The sequence below is a fragment of the Kitasatospora sp. NPDC057936 genome (assembly GCF_042887525.1).
Classification (GTDB): domain Bacteria; phylum Actinomycetota; class Actinomycetes; order Streptomycetales; family Streptomycetaceae; genus Kitasatospora.
On sequence record NZ_JBHVPD010000003.1, the window covers coordinates 37,611 to 52,604 of the forward strand.

The following is a 14,994-nucleotide window of genomic DNA, read 5'->3' on the forward strand; positions in this document are numbered from 1 at the left end:
GGCGGTTACGGGGGCACGTCCAGCCGTCTCCGGCTGGTGTCAAGGAGCGCGCGGACGGCGGTCGTTGCGAGAAGTGCGCCGGTCGCGCTCCGGGGGAGGCGACCGGCCTCAGGCGGTGAGGCGGGCGCGGGCCTCAGGCGGTGAGGCGGGCGCGGGCCTCCATGAGGGCGAAGCCGAGGAGGTTCTCCCCGCGCCACTCGGCCGGGCGTTCCGCGCGTTCGTCGTCGGCGGCGAGGCCGATGCCCCAGACGCGGTCGACCGGGCTGGCCTCGACGAGGACGCGGTTCGCGGTGCCGAGCAGGTAGCTGTGCAGGGTCTCGTCCTGGCCGAACTTCGCGACGTTGCCCGCCACGACGAGCTCGAAGCGCCCGGCCGTCCAGGTGGCCTCGTCGAAGTCCGCGACCAGTCGGCCGAGCTTCTTGGCCTCGGCGGGCGTGCGGGCCGCCAGGACGCGCCGCTCGATCGCGGCGTCCCCGAACATGCGGGCCTTGCCGGCCATCATCCAGTGCTCGGCGCTCGCGTACTCCACGCCGTCCACGGTGAACCGGCACGGCCACCACTGGCTCAGCGCGCCCTGCCCGATCGCGCCGTCCTGCCGGGCCCGGTGCCCCCAGAACATCAGCCACTTCGGCCGGGCGCCGGCGTCCACGAGCGCCGCCAGCTCCGTCCGGTCGCGGGTGTCGACCGGGTCCCCCATGTGCTCGTTGCTCATATCGTCATTCTGACACGAAGTCCCGGAGGCGGCGCAACCGTATTTCGATCGGACCCGGAGCAGCCTGGCGGGACAAGGCTGACCGGACGTCACCAAGGGGGCGCCGCCCGGCCTGTTGAGAGCTCCCACTAGCATGCGCCGCATGGGACCACTGCAGCCAGATCCAGCTGAACTCGTCGTCGGCCTCTTCTGCTTCTTCCTGATATTCGGCGTTCTCGGTGCGGTGCTGCTGCCGCGCATCGAGAAGAACCTCGCCGCCCGTGCGGACGCCATCGAGGGCGGGGCCGAGCGGGCGGAGGCCGCGCAGGCGGAGGCGCGGGCCGTCCACGACCAGCTCCAGGCCGAGCTCAGCGCGGCCCGGCACGAGGCCGCGGAGATCCGCCAGAACGCCGCCGAGGAGGGCGCGGCCCTGATCGCGGCGGTGCGCGCCGAGGGCCAGGCGCAGCGCGACGGCATCGTCGCGGCGGCCAAGGTGCAGCTGGAGGCCGACCGCGTGCTCGCGGAGGCCGCGCTCAAGGAGGACGTCATCGCCGTCGCCGTCGACCTGGCGGGCCGCGTGGTGGGCGAGCCGCTGGGCGACCTGCCGCGCACGCGCGCGATCGCCGACGAGTTCTTCGCCGAACTGGACGCCGAGCCGGCCGCCACCGCCTGAGCCCGCACTCGACTCCCCGAGGGCCCGGATCCCCGCGATCCGGGCCCTCGGCCGTTCTCCGGCGAGGAAACGGCGCGGGCCCCGCCACCGGTGCGTACCGGTTGCGGGGCCCGCGCCGACGGGCGTGACCCGGGGGCTCAGCCGATGGAGCGGGGGAGCCGGGTGGTCAGGTACAGGATGGTGAACGAGCCCAGGAGCTGGATCCCGAGGCACAGGGCGAGCGCCCGGTCCATGCCCAGGGAGGGCGCGAGGGACAGGTAGAGCGTGCCGAGGGTCGCGACGCCGAGGGCGAGGCTGGACTGCTGGCCGGTGGCGAGGACGCCGCTGCCGACGCCGGCCCGGGCGGCGGGCACCTTGGAGAGGACGACCCGGAAGAGCGGGGTGCCGATCAGGCCCTGGCCGATTCCGGCGAGCGCGACCCCGGGGGCCATCCGCAGCGGCGAGAAGCCGGCCCAGTCGGCGAGGACGGTGACGGCCAGGGTGGTGAGGCCGACGGCCTGGATGACGGCCCCGGCGGTGAGCACCCGGCTGCCGAACCGGCCGATCAGGCGCGGACCGGAGAGCGAGGCGGTGAAGTAGCCGACGGCCATCGGGACGAGCGCCCAGCCGGACGCGACCGGGCCGAGCGCCAGCCCCTGCTGCAGGGCGACGGCGATGACGAACATGAAGCCGCCGAAGCCCGCGAAGTAGGGCAGCGCGATGCCGAGGCCGCGGCGCATCTCGGGGATGCGCAGCAGGGTCGGCGGCACGAGCGGGGTGTCCCCGCGGCGCTCGGCGCGGATCTCGACCAGGGCGAACGCGACGGCGAAGACCGGGAACAGGCCCAGCAGGACCCAGGACCACACCGGCCAGCCGGCCGCCCGGCCCTCCATCAGCGGGACGAGCAGGGACAGCAGGGTCGCGGTGAGCAGGACAGTGCCGGGCACGTCGACCCGGGCGGCCCGGGTGGCGCGGCTCTCCGGGACGTAGCGGACGGCGAGGACCAGCGCGAGCAGCGCGAACGGCACGTTCAGCAGGAAGACGGAGCGCCAGCCGGTGCCGAAGACGTCCGCCGCGATCAGCATGCCGCCGAGCACCTGCCCGATGACGACCGAGATGCCGCCGACGGCGCCGTAGACGCTGAGCGCCCGCCCGCGCCGGGCGCCGTCGGTCGCGGCGGTGATGGTGCCGAGGACCTGCGGGATCAGCAGCGCGGCCGAGGCGCCCTGGGCGGCGCGGGCGGCGACCAGGGACCACGCGCCCGGGGCGAGGCCGCAGGCGAGCGAGGTGAGGGCGAAGGCGGCGGCGCCCACGACGAACAGCCGGCGGCGGCCGAAGATGTCGCCGAGCCGTCCGCCGAGCACCAGCAGGACGGCGAAGGCGATGCCGTAGCCGGCGGCGACGAGCTCCAGGACGGCGGGCCCGGCGGCGAGGTCGTGGTCGATGGTGGGCAGGGCCACGTTGACGATGAAGAAGTCCAGCATCGGCAGGAAGGCGCCGAGCAGGACGGTGATCAGGCCGGCGGTGCCGAGGGACGGGGTGCGGGGAGCGGTCGCCGCGGTGCCGGGGGTGGTGGCGGTGCGGACGGGGGCGGGAGCGACGGCGAGTTGTTGGGTCACGGGTCATACGATCCGCCCGGCCGTAGCCTGGTACCAGAGTGTGCTTATCCAGGTATAAGAAGTACCTGGCAACAGGATCCGCGGTGTCGCATCCTAGAACACATGAGCCTGACGACCGCCGCCGCGCACGCGCCCACCGCGGGGGGCTCCTCCGCGCACACCCGGACGGTGGCGCCCGCTGCAGCTCCCGCCGCGACGCCCGCAGACGCCCGCCGCCACGACCTCGCCGCCTTCCTCCGCAGCCGCCGCGAACGCCTCTCGCCCGAGCAGGTCGGCCTTCCGCCCACCGGCCGCCGCCGCACGCCGGGGCTGCGCCGCGAGGAGGTCGCGCAGCTCGCCGCCGTCGGCGTCACCTGGTACACGTGGCTGGAGCAGGGCCGGGACATCCAGGTCTCCACCCAGGTGCTGGACGCCGTCTCCCGCGCGCTGCTCCTGGACCCGAGCGAGCGCGCGCACCTGTTCACGCTGGCCGGCGCGGAGGACCCGGCGCCGGTGCTGGAGTGCCCGACGGTCACCCCGGGCGTGCGCCTGGTGCTGGAGCAGATGTCGCCCCACCCGGCGGCGGTGTTCAACACCCGCTACGACATCCTCGCGTACAACGCCCAGTACACCGCCATCGTCGGCGACCTCGACGCGCTGCCGCCCGAGGACCGCAACCTCATGTGGCTGGCGTTCACGCCCTCGCGCTTCCGCGAGGTGCTCGTCGACTACGAGACCGAACGCGACGTGATCGTGGCCCGCTTCCGCGCGGCGATGGCCGACCACGGTTCGGATCCGAGCTGGAAGTCGCTGGTCACCCGGCTGCAGAAGGCCTCGCCCGACTTCGAGGCCGCCTGGCGGCGGCACGACGTGGCCAGGCCGGGCAACGGCGTCAAGCGGTTCCTGGTGCCCGGCGTCGGGATGCTCTACTGCGAGTACACCAACTTCTGGCTGGGCCCCCGGATGGGATCGCGCATGATCACCTACACCCCGCGCGACGAGCGGACCCGCGAGCTGATGAACCTCCTGCCGAACAAGCTCTAGCGGGCCGCGGCGCGCCGCCCGAGCAGCAGGCACACGGCGGCGAGCGGCAGTTCGACGCAGCCCGCCATGACCAGCGCCGCGAGCACCGCGTGGCCGGGCCCGGCGAAGGCGACGTCCACCAGCGCGTCCCCGGCGAGCAGCAGCGCGACCGCCCCGCCCGCCCAGCGGGCGCCGGCGCTGCGCCGCCGCACGGCCGCATCGAGCGTGAGCAGGGCGGCGAACTCCAGCAGGTCCAGGACGACCCACGGCGTCTCGTGGCAGACCGCGAGCACCGCGAGCCACGGCAGCAGCGCGACGGCGGCCAGCGCGGGCAGCCGCTCGAAGCGGCCCGGCCGCACCAGGCGGTCGAGCCGGTCCAGCGCGCCGGGACGGATGGACGGGACGAACGGACCGGCGGCCGGACGCCCGGTCAGCACCGCGGTGCTCACTTCGCACCCCCGGCGGCCGCCCGGACCCGCACCCGCTCCAGCCCCAGCCGCTCGACCCGGCCCGCCGACGCGCCCGCGGCCGGAGCCGTGACCGCGACCCCGGTGAACGGCCCCTCGGCCCAGGCGAGCCAGAACTGTCCGCCCACCGCGACGACTTCACCCGCCACGGCGGCCCGCGGCCCGCGCAGCCACCCGCCGCCGGTGAACACCACCGCCGGAGCTGCGCCGCCAGCCGCCAGCCGCCCCCACGCGAGCACGCGGGACACCCGGCCGCCGTCCGCCGTCCGCCGCGCCCCGCGCAGCAGCTGCGGCGTGAGCCGGGCGGCGACCAGGACGTCGGCCAGCTCGCCGTGCTCGTACACCTCCAGCGCGGCCCGGCCGCGGCCGGCGCGCACGCTGCGCACCGACCACGGCCCGGGCCCGGCCGGCAGCGTCCCGTCCGGCTCCGGCGCGCGGCGGAGCGCGTCCCCGGGAACACCCCCGTGATTCCCGGGGACGGGCCGCCCGTGCGGCGGAGTGGCTTCGTCCGATGCGGTGCTCGTCATGTCCCCAAGCCTTCCGCCGAGGCCACCCCGCTGTCGGTAGTGCCCCACCCCGAACCGGGGGTGTACCTAGCTACACCCCGGTTCTGCACACCCCTTCATGGCGCCCGGCGATCATGGGCCTCTACGCTGTCGGCCATGCCCTCCACCACGCTGCGCCGAGCGCTCGTCAGGAGCCTGCGGCGGCCTCCGTGGTCGGCGGCGGCCTGGCGGGACACCCGCCTCATAGCCGCCGGGATCCCGCTGGCCGCACCGGTCTGGCTGGCCGTCACCGAGCCGACGCTGCTGTTCCCGGTCACGGCCCTGGTCGTGGTCCTCGCCCGCCCGCTCACCGCCGCCCAGCGCGGCCGGCTGCGCGCCCTCGCCGGGGTGGACGTGCCGCCCCCGCCCGGCGCGACCCGCCGGGGCCGCCCGCTGACCTACCTGAGCACCGGGGTGAACTGGCGTCAGATCGGCTACCACCTGCTCGTCGGCCCGCTCCTGGCGCTCGCCTCGCTGTGCGTCGTCTGGTGCTGGGGCGCCGGCCTGGTGCTGGCCACCCTGTACGGCTGGGTGTGGATGATGCCGGTCGACACCCCGCTGCGCTGGGAACTGGCCGGCACGGACGTGGCGCTCACCGCCGCCGGCGTGCTGCTGCTGGCCGCGTCACCCTGGCTGGCCGCGCTGGCCGCCTGGCTGGAGACCGGCGCCGCGCAGAAGCTGCTCGGCCCGAACCGGGCCGAGGCGCTGGAGCGCCGGGTCGAGGAGATCGCCGAGAGCCGGGCCGGCCTGGTCGACGCGGTCGACGCCGAGCGCCGCCGGATCGAGCGCGACCTGCACGACGGCGCCCAGCAGCGCCTCACCTCCCTCGCGATGAACCTCGGCCTGGCCCGCCGCACCCTCAAGGACGTCCCGCCGGACGCCATGGCGGTCATCGTCGCCGCGCACGAGGAGGCGCAGGCGGCCATCGACGAGCTGCGCGACCTGGTCCGCGGCCTGCACCCGGCAGTCCTGGAGGACCGCGGCCTGGACGCGGCGCTGTCCGGGATCGCCGCCCGGGCCCCGCTGCCGGTGCGCCTGGACGTCGAACTGGCCGAGCGGATCGCCCCGACGGTCGAGGCGGTCGCCTACTTCACCGTCTCCGAGGCGCTCACCAACGTGGCCAAGCACGCCCGCGCCACGAGCGTCGACGTGTCGGTGCGGACGGTCGGGGGCAGGCTGCGCCTGGTCGTCAGCGACGACGGCGTCGGCGGCGCCGATCCGACGCGCGGCAGCGGGCTCACCGGTCTGCGCCAGCGCGCTGCCTCCGTCGACGGCACGCTGTCCGTTCTGAGCCCCCTCGGGGGCCCCACCACACTCACCGTGGAGTTGCCGTGCGCGCTGTGATCGCCGAGGACTCGGTCCTGCTGAGGGTCGGGCTGGTCAAGCTGCTGGAGGCGGTGAGCTTCGAGGTCGTGGCCGAGGTCGGCGACGCCGAAGCCCTGCTGATCGCCGTCGAGGAGCACCGTCCCGACGTGGTGGTCGCGGACGTCCGGATGCCGCCGGGCTTCCACGACGAGGGCGTGAAGGCCGCGATGGTCATCCGCCGGCAGTGGCCGGAGGTGGCCGTCCTGCTGCTCTCCCAGTTCGTCGAGGAGCGCTACGCCGCCGACCTGCTGTCCACCAACACCAGCGGCGTCGGCTACCTGCTCAAGCAGCGGGTGGCCAACGTGGACGACTTCCTCGACGCGCTCCAGCGGGTCGCCGCGGGCGGCACCGCGCTGGACCCGGAGGTCGTCGCCCAGCTGCTGGTGCGCCGCCACCGGGACCCGCTGGAGAAGCTGACCCCGCGCGAGCGGGACGTCCTCGCCCTGATGGCGGAGGGCCGCTCCAACGCCGCGATCGCCGCGTCCCTGGTGGTCAGCGACAGCGCGGTGGCCAAGCACATCAACTCGATCTTCACCAAGCTCGACCTCCCGCCGGCCGACGACAGCCACCGCCGGGTGATGGCCGTGCTGCGCTTCCTGGAGGTCGGGTAGCCATGGCGGACGCTACGGGGGAGGCCCGGCCCGCCGGGCCGCGCGGGGTGCCGGGGCGGGCGGCGACGTGGCGGATCATCGGCTCGCTCAGCCTCGCGTTCCTGCTGGTCACGGCCGTGTCGCAGACCCTCGGCCTGGTGGCGCGCCAGCAGAAGACCGAGCAGAAGACGTACGACCACGTCGTCGTCCGCAAGCTCCAGCTGGCCACGGGCAGTGCGTCCGTGCAGGTCAGGGCGGGCAAGGACGACCGGGTCGTGGTCCGCAGGAACCTGAACTACACGTTCCGCGCGCCGCAGGTCTCGACCGTGATCGAGGGCGACGTCCTGGTCGTCGGCGTGTCCTGCCGGCAGCCGCTGCCGTTCCTCAGCTGCGGCGCCGAGATCGAGCTGGAAGTGCCGCAGGGCACCGGGGTGACCGGCTCGGTGGACTCGGGCAGCGTCGACGTGGCCGACCTGAGCGGCGAGGTCAGGCTGGACGCGACCTCCGGGGCGCTGTACCTGCGCCGCCTCTCCGGCGAGGTCCACACCCGGACCACCTCGGGCATGGTGCAGGGCACGGAGCTCGGCTCGGGCCGGGTGGAGGCGAGCAGCACCTCGGGCTCCGTGGAACTGGACTTCGTCAGGGCCCCGCACGCGGTGGACGTGAGCACCACCTCCGGCTCGGCGACGATGACGCTCCCGAAGGGCAGCCGGTACGCCTTCAGCGGGCAGGTCGGCTCGGGCAGCCGCAGCGTCGACCCGAACCTGTCCGACGCCTCCAGCCCGGACAGCCTCCGGGCCTCGGTCGCGTCGGGCTCGCTGCGGATCGGCTACCGGGAGGACGGCCGAAGCGGGTGAGCCGGGTGGGGGACAATGGAGAGTCCCGTCCCCTGCTCCCGAGGTCAGCCGCGCATGACAGCCACGCCCGCACCCACCGCGACCAGCACCGACTTCGCGCCGCTGGACATCGGCCCGATCCAGGTGTGGCCGCCCGTCGTGCTGGCGCCGATGGCCGGCATCACCAACGCGCCGTTCCGCACCCTGTGCCGGGAGCAGAGCGGCGGCAAGGGCCTGTACGTCTCGGAGATGATCACCACCCGGGCGCTGGTCGAGCGCAACGCCAAGACCATGCAGCTGATCAAGTTCGACCCGAGCGAGAAGCCGCGCTCGATCCAGCTGTACGGCGTGGACCCGGTGACGGTCGGCAAGGCCGCCCGGATGATCTCGGACGAGGGCCTGGCCGACCACATCGACCTCAACTTCGGCTGCCCCGTCCCCAAGGTGACCCGCAAGGGCGGCGGCTCGGCGCTGCCGTACAAGCGCAACCTGCTGCGCGAGATCCTGCGCGAGGCCGTCGCCAACGCGGGCGCCCTGCCGGTGACCATGAAGATGCGCAAGGGCATCGACGACGACCACCTCACGTACCTGGACGCCGGCCGGATCGGCGCCGAGGAGGGCGTGGCGGCGATCGCCCTGCACGGGCGCACCGCCGCCCAGCACTACGGCGGGACGGCCGACTGGTCGGCGATCGCCCGGCTGCGCGAGTCCGTGCCGGCGCACGTCCCGGTGCTGGGCAACGGCGACATCTGGTCGGCGGACGACGCGCTGCGGATGATGCGCGAGACCGGCTGCGACGGCGTCGTGGTGGGCCGCGGCTGCCTCGGCCGTCCGTGGCTGTTCCGCGACCTCGTCTCGATCTTCGAGGGCGACGTCGACTACGCCCGCCCGGACTTCGGCTACGTCGCCGCGGCGATGGTCCGGCACGCGCAGCTGCTCGGCGAGTGGCTGGGCGACGAGGCGCGCGGAGTGATCGACTTCCGTAAGCACGTCGCCTGGTACACCAAGGGCTTCTCGGTCGGTTCCGAGCTGCGGGTGCGGCTGGCCAACTCGTCGTCGCTGGCCGAACTGGCCGAAACCCTGGCCCTGGTGGAGCAGTCCCAGCCGTGGCCGGCCGGTGCCGACGGCCCGCGCGGACGGACCGCCGGCAACAACCGCGTGGTCCTGCCCGAGGGCTGGTTGGACGATCCGTACGACTGCGCCCGGCCGGGCGCGGACGCCGAATCGGACACCTCTGGCGGATGATCTGTACGGAGCGTCGAAATGGCCCCTCATGAGGGGTCGGACGCCCTGGCCCAGCCCTCTTGTCCAATCTGGACAGGAGGGCTCCCTTTTGGCAGTGGATCATGACTCAGCGAGCACGATTCTGGACGGAGTGCGACGATCGTCGGAGCCGGACTACGTTCGGCCGGCGCGACGCGCTGGTGACACTTGCCACACGCGGCCGGGACTGACACGGGGTCAGTGGACGAAATGGCCAGATCGGCCGTGGATCGCTTCCCGAAGCCGCCCGGCCACGGACGGCCGATCCGGGTGCAGGAAATCAAGCCGGGGCAACGCGGTCGACCACCACCCGCTACCGTGCGTCCGGATCGTGTGATCTTCACGTTTCCATGCCTTCAAGACTTGAATGCTGGCTCGCGTCAGCCGGACGATTTCGGCTCCAGAGGTGAACGCCGTTACGCGCATTCGATCTAGCGGGTTACCCCTGGGTACCGGCCTCGTACGGCCTATTGGGGGCAGAGAAAGACCTTCGAAATGGGTATGTTCTCCGGCGTCAGGGCAACCGCGTACGAGGAGACCGACCCGTGCCGTCCCAGCAGAAGTTTGTTTACTCCTTCACCGAAGGAAACAAGGACCTCAAGGATCTTCTTGGCGGCAAGGGCGCGAACCTGGCCGAGATGACCAACCTGGGTCTCCCCGTCCCTCCGGGGTTCACCATCACCACCGAGGCCTGCAAGGTCTTCCTGGAGACCGGCAGTGAGCCCTCCTCCCTGCATGAGGAGATCAGCGCCCACCTGGCCGCCCTCGAGGAGGAGATGGGCAAGAAGCTCGGCCAGGCCGACAACCCGCTGCTGGTCTCCGTCCGTTCGGGTGCCAAGTTCTCCATGCCCGGCATGATGGACACCGTCCTGAACATCGGCCTGTCCGACACCTCGGTGGTCGGCCTCGTCGCCCAGTCCGGCAACGAGCGCTTCGCCTGGGACTCCTACCGCCGCCTGGTCCAGATGTTCGGCAAGACCGTGCTGGGCGTCGACGGCGAGCTGTTCGAGGAGGCCCTGGACGAGGCCAAGCACGCCAAGGGCACCGTCAACGACCTGGACCTGGACGCTTCCGACCTCCGGGAACTCGTCGAGGTGTTCAAGGGCATCGTCGAGCGCGAGACCGGCCGGGCCTTCCCGCAGGACCCGCGCGAGCAGATGGACCTCGCCGTCCACGCCGTCTTCCACTCCTGGAACGGCGACCGCGCCCGGCTGTACCGCCGCCAGGAGCGCATCCCGAACGACCTCGGCACGGCGGTCAACGTCTGCACCATGGTCTTCGGCAACCTCGGCGAGGACTCCGGCACCGGCGTCGCCTTCACCCGCGACCCCTCCACGGGTGCGCAGGGCGTCTACGGCGACTACCTCTCCAACGCCCAGGGCGAGGACGTCGTCGCCGGCATCCGCAACACCCTGCAGCTGTCCGAGCTGGAGAAGCTCGACAAGAAGTCGTACGACGAGCTCATGGCGATCATGCAGAAGCTCGAGAACCACTACCGCGACCTCTGCGACATCGAGTTCACCATCGAGCGCGGCAAGCTCTGGATGCTGCAGACCCGCGTCGGCAAGCGCACCGCCGCCGCGGCCTTCCGGATCGCCGTCCAGCTCGTCGACCAGGGCCTGATCGACCTGGACGAGGCGCTGATGCGCGTCACCGGCGGCCAGCTGGCCCAGCTGATGTTCCCGCGCTTCGCCCCGACCCCCGAGTCCAAGCAGATCGGCTGGGGCCTCGCCGCCTCGCCGGGCGCCGCGATCGGCAAGGTCGTCTTCGACTCCTACACCGCCGTCAAGTGGTCCCGCTCGGGCGAGAAGGTCATCCTGGTCCGCCGGGAGACCAACCCGGACGACCTGGACGGCATGATCGCCGCCGAGGGCATCCTCACCTCGCGCGGCGGCAAGACCTCGCACGCCGCCGTCGTCGCCCGCGGCATGGGCAAGACCTGTGTCTGCGGCGCCGAGGAGCTGGAGGTCGACACCAAGGCCCGCAAGTTCACCACCGCCGACGGCCTGGTGGTCCACGAGGGCGACGTCGTCTCCATCGACGGCGCCAGCGGCAAGGTCTACCTCGGCGAGGTACCGGTCCTGCCGTCCCCCGTGGTCGAGTACTTCGAGGGCACCCTGCACGCCGGCGCCGACGTCCAGGGCGGGCTGGTCCAGGCCGTCCACCGGCTGATGTCGCACGCCGACGGCCGCCGCCGCCTGGCCGTGCGCGCCAACGCCGACAACGCCGAGGACGGCGGGCGCGCCCGCCGCTACGGCGCCCAGGGCATCGGCCTGTGCCGCACCGAGCACATGTTCCTCGGCGAGGAGCGCCGCAAGGAGGTCGAGCACCTGATCCTCGCGGACAACGACAAGGACCGCGAGCAGGCCCTCTCCACCCTGCTGCCGCTGCAGAAGAGCGACTTCCTGGAGCTGTTCCAGGCGATGGACGGACTGCCCGTCACCGTCCGCCTGCTCGACCCGCCGCTGCACGAGTTCCTGCCGAACATCACCGAGCTGTCGGTGCGCGTCGCCCTCGCCGAGGCCCGCAAGGACCCGAACGAGAACGACCTGCGCCTGCTGCAGGCGGTGCACAAGCTGCACGAGCAGAACCCGATGCTCGGCCTGCGCGGCGTGCGCCTCGGCCTGGTCATCCCCGGCCTGTTCGGCATGCAGGTGCGCGCCATCGCCGAGGCGGCCGCCGAGCGCAAGCTGGCCGGCGGGGACCCGCGTCCCGAGGTGATGATCCCGCTGGTCGGCACCGTCCAGGAGCTGGAGCTGGTCCGCGACGAGTGCGAGCGCGTGCTCGCCGAGGTCGCCCAGTCCACCGGCGTGAGCCTGGACATCAAGCTCGGCACCATGATCGAGCTGCCGCGCGCCGCGGTGACCGCCGGTCAGATCGCCGAGGCCGCCGAGTTCTTCTCCTTCGGCACCAACGACCTGACCCAGACGGTGTGGGGCTTCTCCCGCGACGACGTCGAGGCCTCGTTCTTCACCGCCTACCTGGAGAAGGGCATCTTCGGGGTCTCCCCGTTCGAGACCATCGACCGCGACGGCGTCGGCTCGCTCGTCAAGCACGCCGTCGAGGCCGGCCGGGCCACCCGCCCCGACCTCAAGCTCGGCGTCTGCGGCGAGCACGGCGGCGACCCGGAGTCGGTCCACTTCTTCCACGAGGTGGGGCTGGACTACGTGTCCTGCTCCCCCTTCCGGATCCCGGTGGCGCGCCTGGAGGCAGGCCGCGCCGCCATCGAGACGGCGGGCAGCGACTCGCGCTGAGGCAGGGAGGCATCCCCTCCTCAAGCGCGTGGTCGACTGACCGCTCTCCCTCCCGCCGGGAGGGCGTGCACCGGAGCTCGGCGCAGGAGAACCGGCGTACGTAACACGGCCGGGCGGGGACGGACAATGGCGTCCGTCCCCGCCCGGCCGTACGTGTGTTGCGGCGGCCACCCACCCGTGGGCCTTCCCCCGGTGCTGGCAAGCTGGTGCGCATGACCAGACGCAAAAGCCCGCTCGTAGTCGTGGCCGTCCTGATCCTGGCCGTCCTCGGCGCGGTCGGGTACCTGCTCGCCGGCAAGGGCGGCAGCAGCCACTCCAAGGCCTCCGGCTCCTCCACCGCGGCCGCCGCGAACTCCGCGGGCTCCCCGGGCGCCAAGTCCCAGGCCCCGAAGCCGTCCCCGCCCGCCGGCCGCACCCCCGCCCCGAGCGGCACCTGGGTGCCCGCCGACCCCGCGCTGGCCGACGTCTGCCGCACCAAGCTCCCCAGCCAGGCCCAGGACACCCTCGGCCTGATCGACAAGGGCGGCCCCTACCCGTACAACCGCGACGGCATCGTCTTCGAGAACCGCGAGAGCCGCCTGCCCAAGAAGTCCGACGGCTACTACCACGAGTTCACCGTCGTCACCCCGGGCTCCAACGACCGCGGCACCCGACGCGTCGTCACCGGCGGCGCCGGCGAGCAGTACTGGTCCCCCGACCACTACGCGACCTTCCAGGAGATCGACCCGCGCTGCTGAAAGTACTTTCCAGTCAGGAAAGTAGATGCCATAGTGGAATCACTGTCGCCGTCCGAGGGGGATTCCATGAGCGACTCCGTTTCCACACCCGTTTCCACACCCGCCGACCTGCCCGCCGCCGAGGCGCTGCGCCTGGCCGACCGCGCCAGGGCGGCCGCCCGGCTGCCCGTGCCGACGCCCCGCTGGTACGGGCCGGCGTTCGCGGCCGGCTTCACCGCCCTCGGTGTAGGGTGCGGTTGGGCCGTCGACACACAACGGACCTGGGTGATCGGCGTGTTGTGCGGCATCTGGAGCATCTGCAGCGCCGCTGCCGCCCAGCACGCCATGCGCGGCAGCGGCATCATGCCGCGGGGAATCGATGCCCACATCGGCGGCGCCGTCCTCCTGGCCGTCCTGCTGGTCACGGTGGCCGGGCTGGCCGTCGTGGCTCTCGCCGTCTGGGCGGGTGCGGGTCCGCAGTGGGTCGGCGTCGCGGGCGGCGTGGCCGCGGGCGCCGCCTTCTGGGCTGCGACCGAGCGGCTCAACGACCGTGCCCGGCATCTGCGGGAGGCCCGCTGATGCCCCCCTCCCTCGACCCACTGCTCCAGCACCCCACCCGGCTTGCCGCGCTCGCCTTCCTCAGCGCCTGCCGCGAGGCCGAGTTCGGCGCCGTCCGCGACCACTGCGAGGTCTCCGACTCCGCCCTGAGCAAGGCCGCGACCGCTCTCGAAGAGGCCGGCTACGTGGCCGTGAAGAAGGGGTACGTCGGCAAGCGCCCCCGCACTTGGCTCACCGCCACCCGCGCCGGCCACGCCGCCCTTGCCCACCACCTTGCCGAACTCCGGCGACTCGTCGCGGCGGCCGAGGCCGCCGGAGCCCAGCACGCGGCCCGGGCGCAGCAAGGGAGTTGACGCCCTCAACGCGCCCGCCGCCAGGTGATCCTGGCGTGCGGGCCGTGGGGGCCGGTGGTCAGCAGGGCGGTCAGCTCGTGGAGGACCGGGGTCGGGTCGCGGCGCAGCTGGACCGGGGTGGTGCGGACGACCGGGAGGCCCGCGGTGGTGAGGCGGTTGGCCCGGACCAGGCTGCGCTCGTGGTCGGCCGGGCGCAGGTGCCAGGCCCGTGAGTCGATCTCCAGCGCCACGCACGCGTGCGGCCAGTAGGCGTCGGGCACGGCGAGGAAGCGGCCGTCCAGGAACAGCACCGGGTTCCACAGTGGCTCCGACAGTCCCGAGCCCCGCAGGAGGTCGCGCGCCTCGCCCTCGACCACCGACCGCACCCCGGACGTCAGGTCCTCGACCACCTGGGCGACCTGCGGCAGCCCGAGCGCACCCGGCCGGGCGAGCAAGTGGTCCAGCAGCTCGCCGAGTTCGCAGTGCCGCCGCTGGACCGCCTCCGCGCACAGCGCCCGGAAGCGCCGCAGGCCCGGCTCGCGCGGGGCGAGGTCCGCCAGTGCCCGCGCGACGGTGGTGCTCCACAGCCCGTCGTCCCGCTGGTACCCGCTCGGCATCGGCCCGGCCGCCCGGTGGATCCGGACGAACTCGCGGTCGCCGACCCGGCGTTGCCCCGGGATCAGCACGTCGACGCCGATGAGGTCGGCCGGGTGCCCGGCGCTCGGCAGACCCGCGTCCGCGAGCACCGCGAACCCGGTCAGCAGGACTTCCCCGGTCTGCGGCGAGCGCCCCTTCGGCGCCGCGTACGCCAGTGCGGCGCGCAGTCGTTGATGTGCGGTCAGCCGCCCCGTCTGCAGGCAGATCACCCGGGGCAGCACCTGCTGCCACGGCCCGCCCGGCCGCAGCCGGTGGGCGATCGTGCCGGACGGCACCCCGAGGCGGCGCAACTGCGCCCGGGTGACGACGTGCTGCTGGTCGGCGCCGAGCAGGGCGACGGGGTCGAGGGAGTCGAGGGGAATGGCGCAGGTCATGTCACGGTGCTTCCCACCAGGATCGGATGTATGCGAAACATCGCCCGTGGGAGGGGCCCGGCAAAACAGGTTG

15 protein-coding genes are annotated in these 14,994 nt (G+C 73.3%); 10 read left to right on the forward strand and 5 right to left on the reverse strand.

The genetic code is table 11. The features are described 5' to 3' along the window. Positions 1 to 133: 133 nt before the first annotated feature. Complete coding sequence (locus tag ACFVU9_RS02380; protein ID WP_387589060.1) at positions 134 to 712, reverse strand: NADAR family protein; 579 nt, start codon at positions 710 to 712, stop codon at positions 134 to 136. Positions 713 to 854: 142 nt separating this feature from the next. Here ACFVU9_RS02380 and ACFVU9_RS02385 point away from each other — a divergent pair, with 142 nt between their 5' ends. Beyond that, entirely contained in the window at positions 855 to 1,364 is a 510-nt protein-coding gene (locus ACFVU9_RS02385; protein ID WP_380444824.1) for a hypothetical protein, read from the forward strand. Between the two features lie 137 nt (positions 1,365 to 1,501). Here ACFVU9_RS02385 and ACFVU9_RS02390 read toward each other — a convergent pair whose 3' ends face one another. Then, on the reverse strand, positions 1,502 to 2,962 hold the full coding sequence (locus ACFVU9_RS02390) for an MFS transporter (protein WP_387589064.1): 1,461 nt from the start codon (positions 2,960 to 2,962) through the stop codon (positions 1,502 to 1,504). A 102-nt stretch (positions 2,963 to 3,064) separates the two neighbouring features. Between ACFVU9_RS02390 and ACFVU9_RS02395 the strand changes: the two genes are divergently transcribed. Next, entirely contained in the window at positions 3,065 to 3,985 is a 921-nt protein-coding gene (locus tag ACFVU9_RS02395; protein WP_380445319.1) for a helix-turn-helix transcriptional regulator, read from the forward strand. Here the strand turns inward: ACFVU9_RS02395 and ACFVU9_RS02400 are convergent. Beyond that, positions 3,982 to 4,413 (reverse strand): hypothetical protein, encoded by a 432-nt coding sequence (locus tag ACFVU9_RS02400; RefSeq protein WP_387589067.1) that lies wholly within the window; start codon positions 4,411 to 4,413, stop codon positions 3,982 to 3,984. The two genes, ACFVU9_RS02395 and ACFVU9_RS02400, sit on opposite strands and share 4 nt — an antisense overlap. After that, positions 4,410 to 4,958 carry a hypothetical protein gene (locus tag ACFVU9_RS02405; RefSeq protein WP_387589070.1) on the reverse strand — a complete coding sequence of 183 codons (549 nt, stop codon included), beginning with the start codon at positions 4,956 to 4,958 and terminating at the stop codon, positions 4,410 to 4,412. Before ACFVU9_RS02405 ends, ACFVU9_RS02400 begins: the two co-directional genes overlap by 4 nt. A gap of 135 nt (positions 4,959 to 5,093) precedes the next feature. Between ACFVU9_RS02405 and ACFVU9_RS02410 the strand changes: the two genes are divergently transcribed. From ACFVU9_RS02410 to ACFVU9_RS02445, 8 genes are all read left to right on the forward strand, one after another. Continuing rightward, a complete protein-coding gene (locus tag ACFVU9_RS02410) occupies positions 5,094 to 6,320 on the forward strand; it encodes a histidine kinase (RefSeq protein ID WP_387589073.1) in 1,227 nt (408 codons plus the stop codon). After that, entirely contained in the window at positions 6,308 to 6,952 is a 645-nt protein-coding gene (locus tag ACFVU9_RS02415) for a response regulator (RefSeq protein ID WP_380445323.1), read from the forward strand. Before ACFVU9_RS02410 ends, ACFVU9_RS02415 begins: the two co-directional genes overlap by 13 nt. 2 nt (positions 6,953 to 6,954) lie before the next feature. Beyond that, positions 6,955 to 7,788: a DUF4097 family beta strand repeat-containing protein gene (locus ACFVU9_RS02420; protein WP_380445324.1), complete on the forward strand. Its 834-nt coding sequence runs from the start codon at positions 6,955 to 6,957 to the stop codon at positions 7,786 to 7,788. Between the two features lie 54 nt (positions 7,789 to 7,842). Then, positions 7,843 to 9,012, forward strand: coding sequence for a tRNA dihydrouridine synthase DusB (dusB, locus tag ACFVU9_RS02425; RefSeq protein WP_380445325.1), 1,170 nt, complete (start codon positions 7,843 to 7,845; stop codon positions 9,010 to 9,012). 563 nt (positions 9,013 to 9,575) lie between these two features. After that, complete coding sequence (gene ppdK, locus ACFVU9_RS02430; protein WP_387589078.1) at positions 9,576 to 12,284, forward strand: pyruvate, phosphate dikinase; 2,709 nt, start codon at positions 9,576 to 9,578, stop codon at positions 12,282 to 12,284. Between the two features lie 212 nt (positions 12,285 to 12,496). After that, a complete protein-coding gene (locus tag ACFVU9_RS02435; protein ID WP_380445327.1) occupies positions 12,497 to 13,021 on the forward strand; it encodes a ribonuclease in 525 nt (174 codons plus the stop codon). A 66-nt stretch (positions 13,022 to 13,087) separates the two neighbouring features. Then, entirely contained in the window at positions 13,088 to 13,579 is a 492-nt protein-coding gene (locus ACFVU9_RS02440; RefSeq protein WP_387589081.1) for a hypothetical protein, read from the forward strand. Further along, positions 13,579 to 13,911, forward strand: a complete 333-nt coding sequence (locus ACFVU9_RS02445) for a winged helix-turn-helix domain-containing protein (protein ID WP_387589084.1) — start codon at positions 13,579 to 13,581, stop codon at positions 13,909 to 13,911. Before ACFVU9_RS02440 ends, ACFVU9_RS02445 begins: the two co-directional genes overlap by 1 nt. A gap of 5 nt (positions 13,912 to 13,916) precedes the next feature. Here the strand turns inward: ACFVU9_RS02445 and ACFVU9_RS02450 are convergent, their stop codons facing one another. Then, positions 13,917 to 14,921 carry a hypothetical protein gene (locus ACFVU9_RS02450; protein WP_380445330.1) on the reverse strand — a complete coding sequence of 335 codons (1,005 nt, stop codon included), beginning with the start codon at positions 14,919 to 14,921 and terminating at the stop codon, positions 13,917 to 13,919. Positions 14,922 to 14,994: the final 73 nt, after the last annotated feature.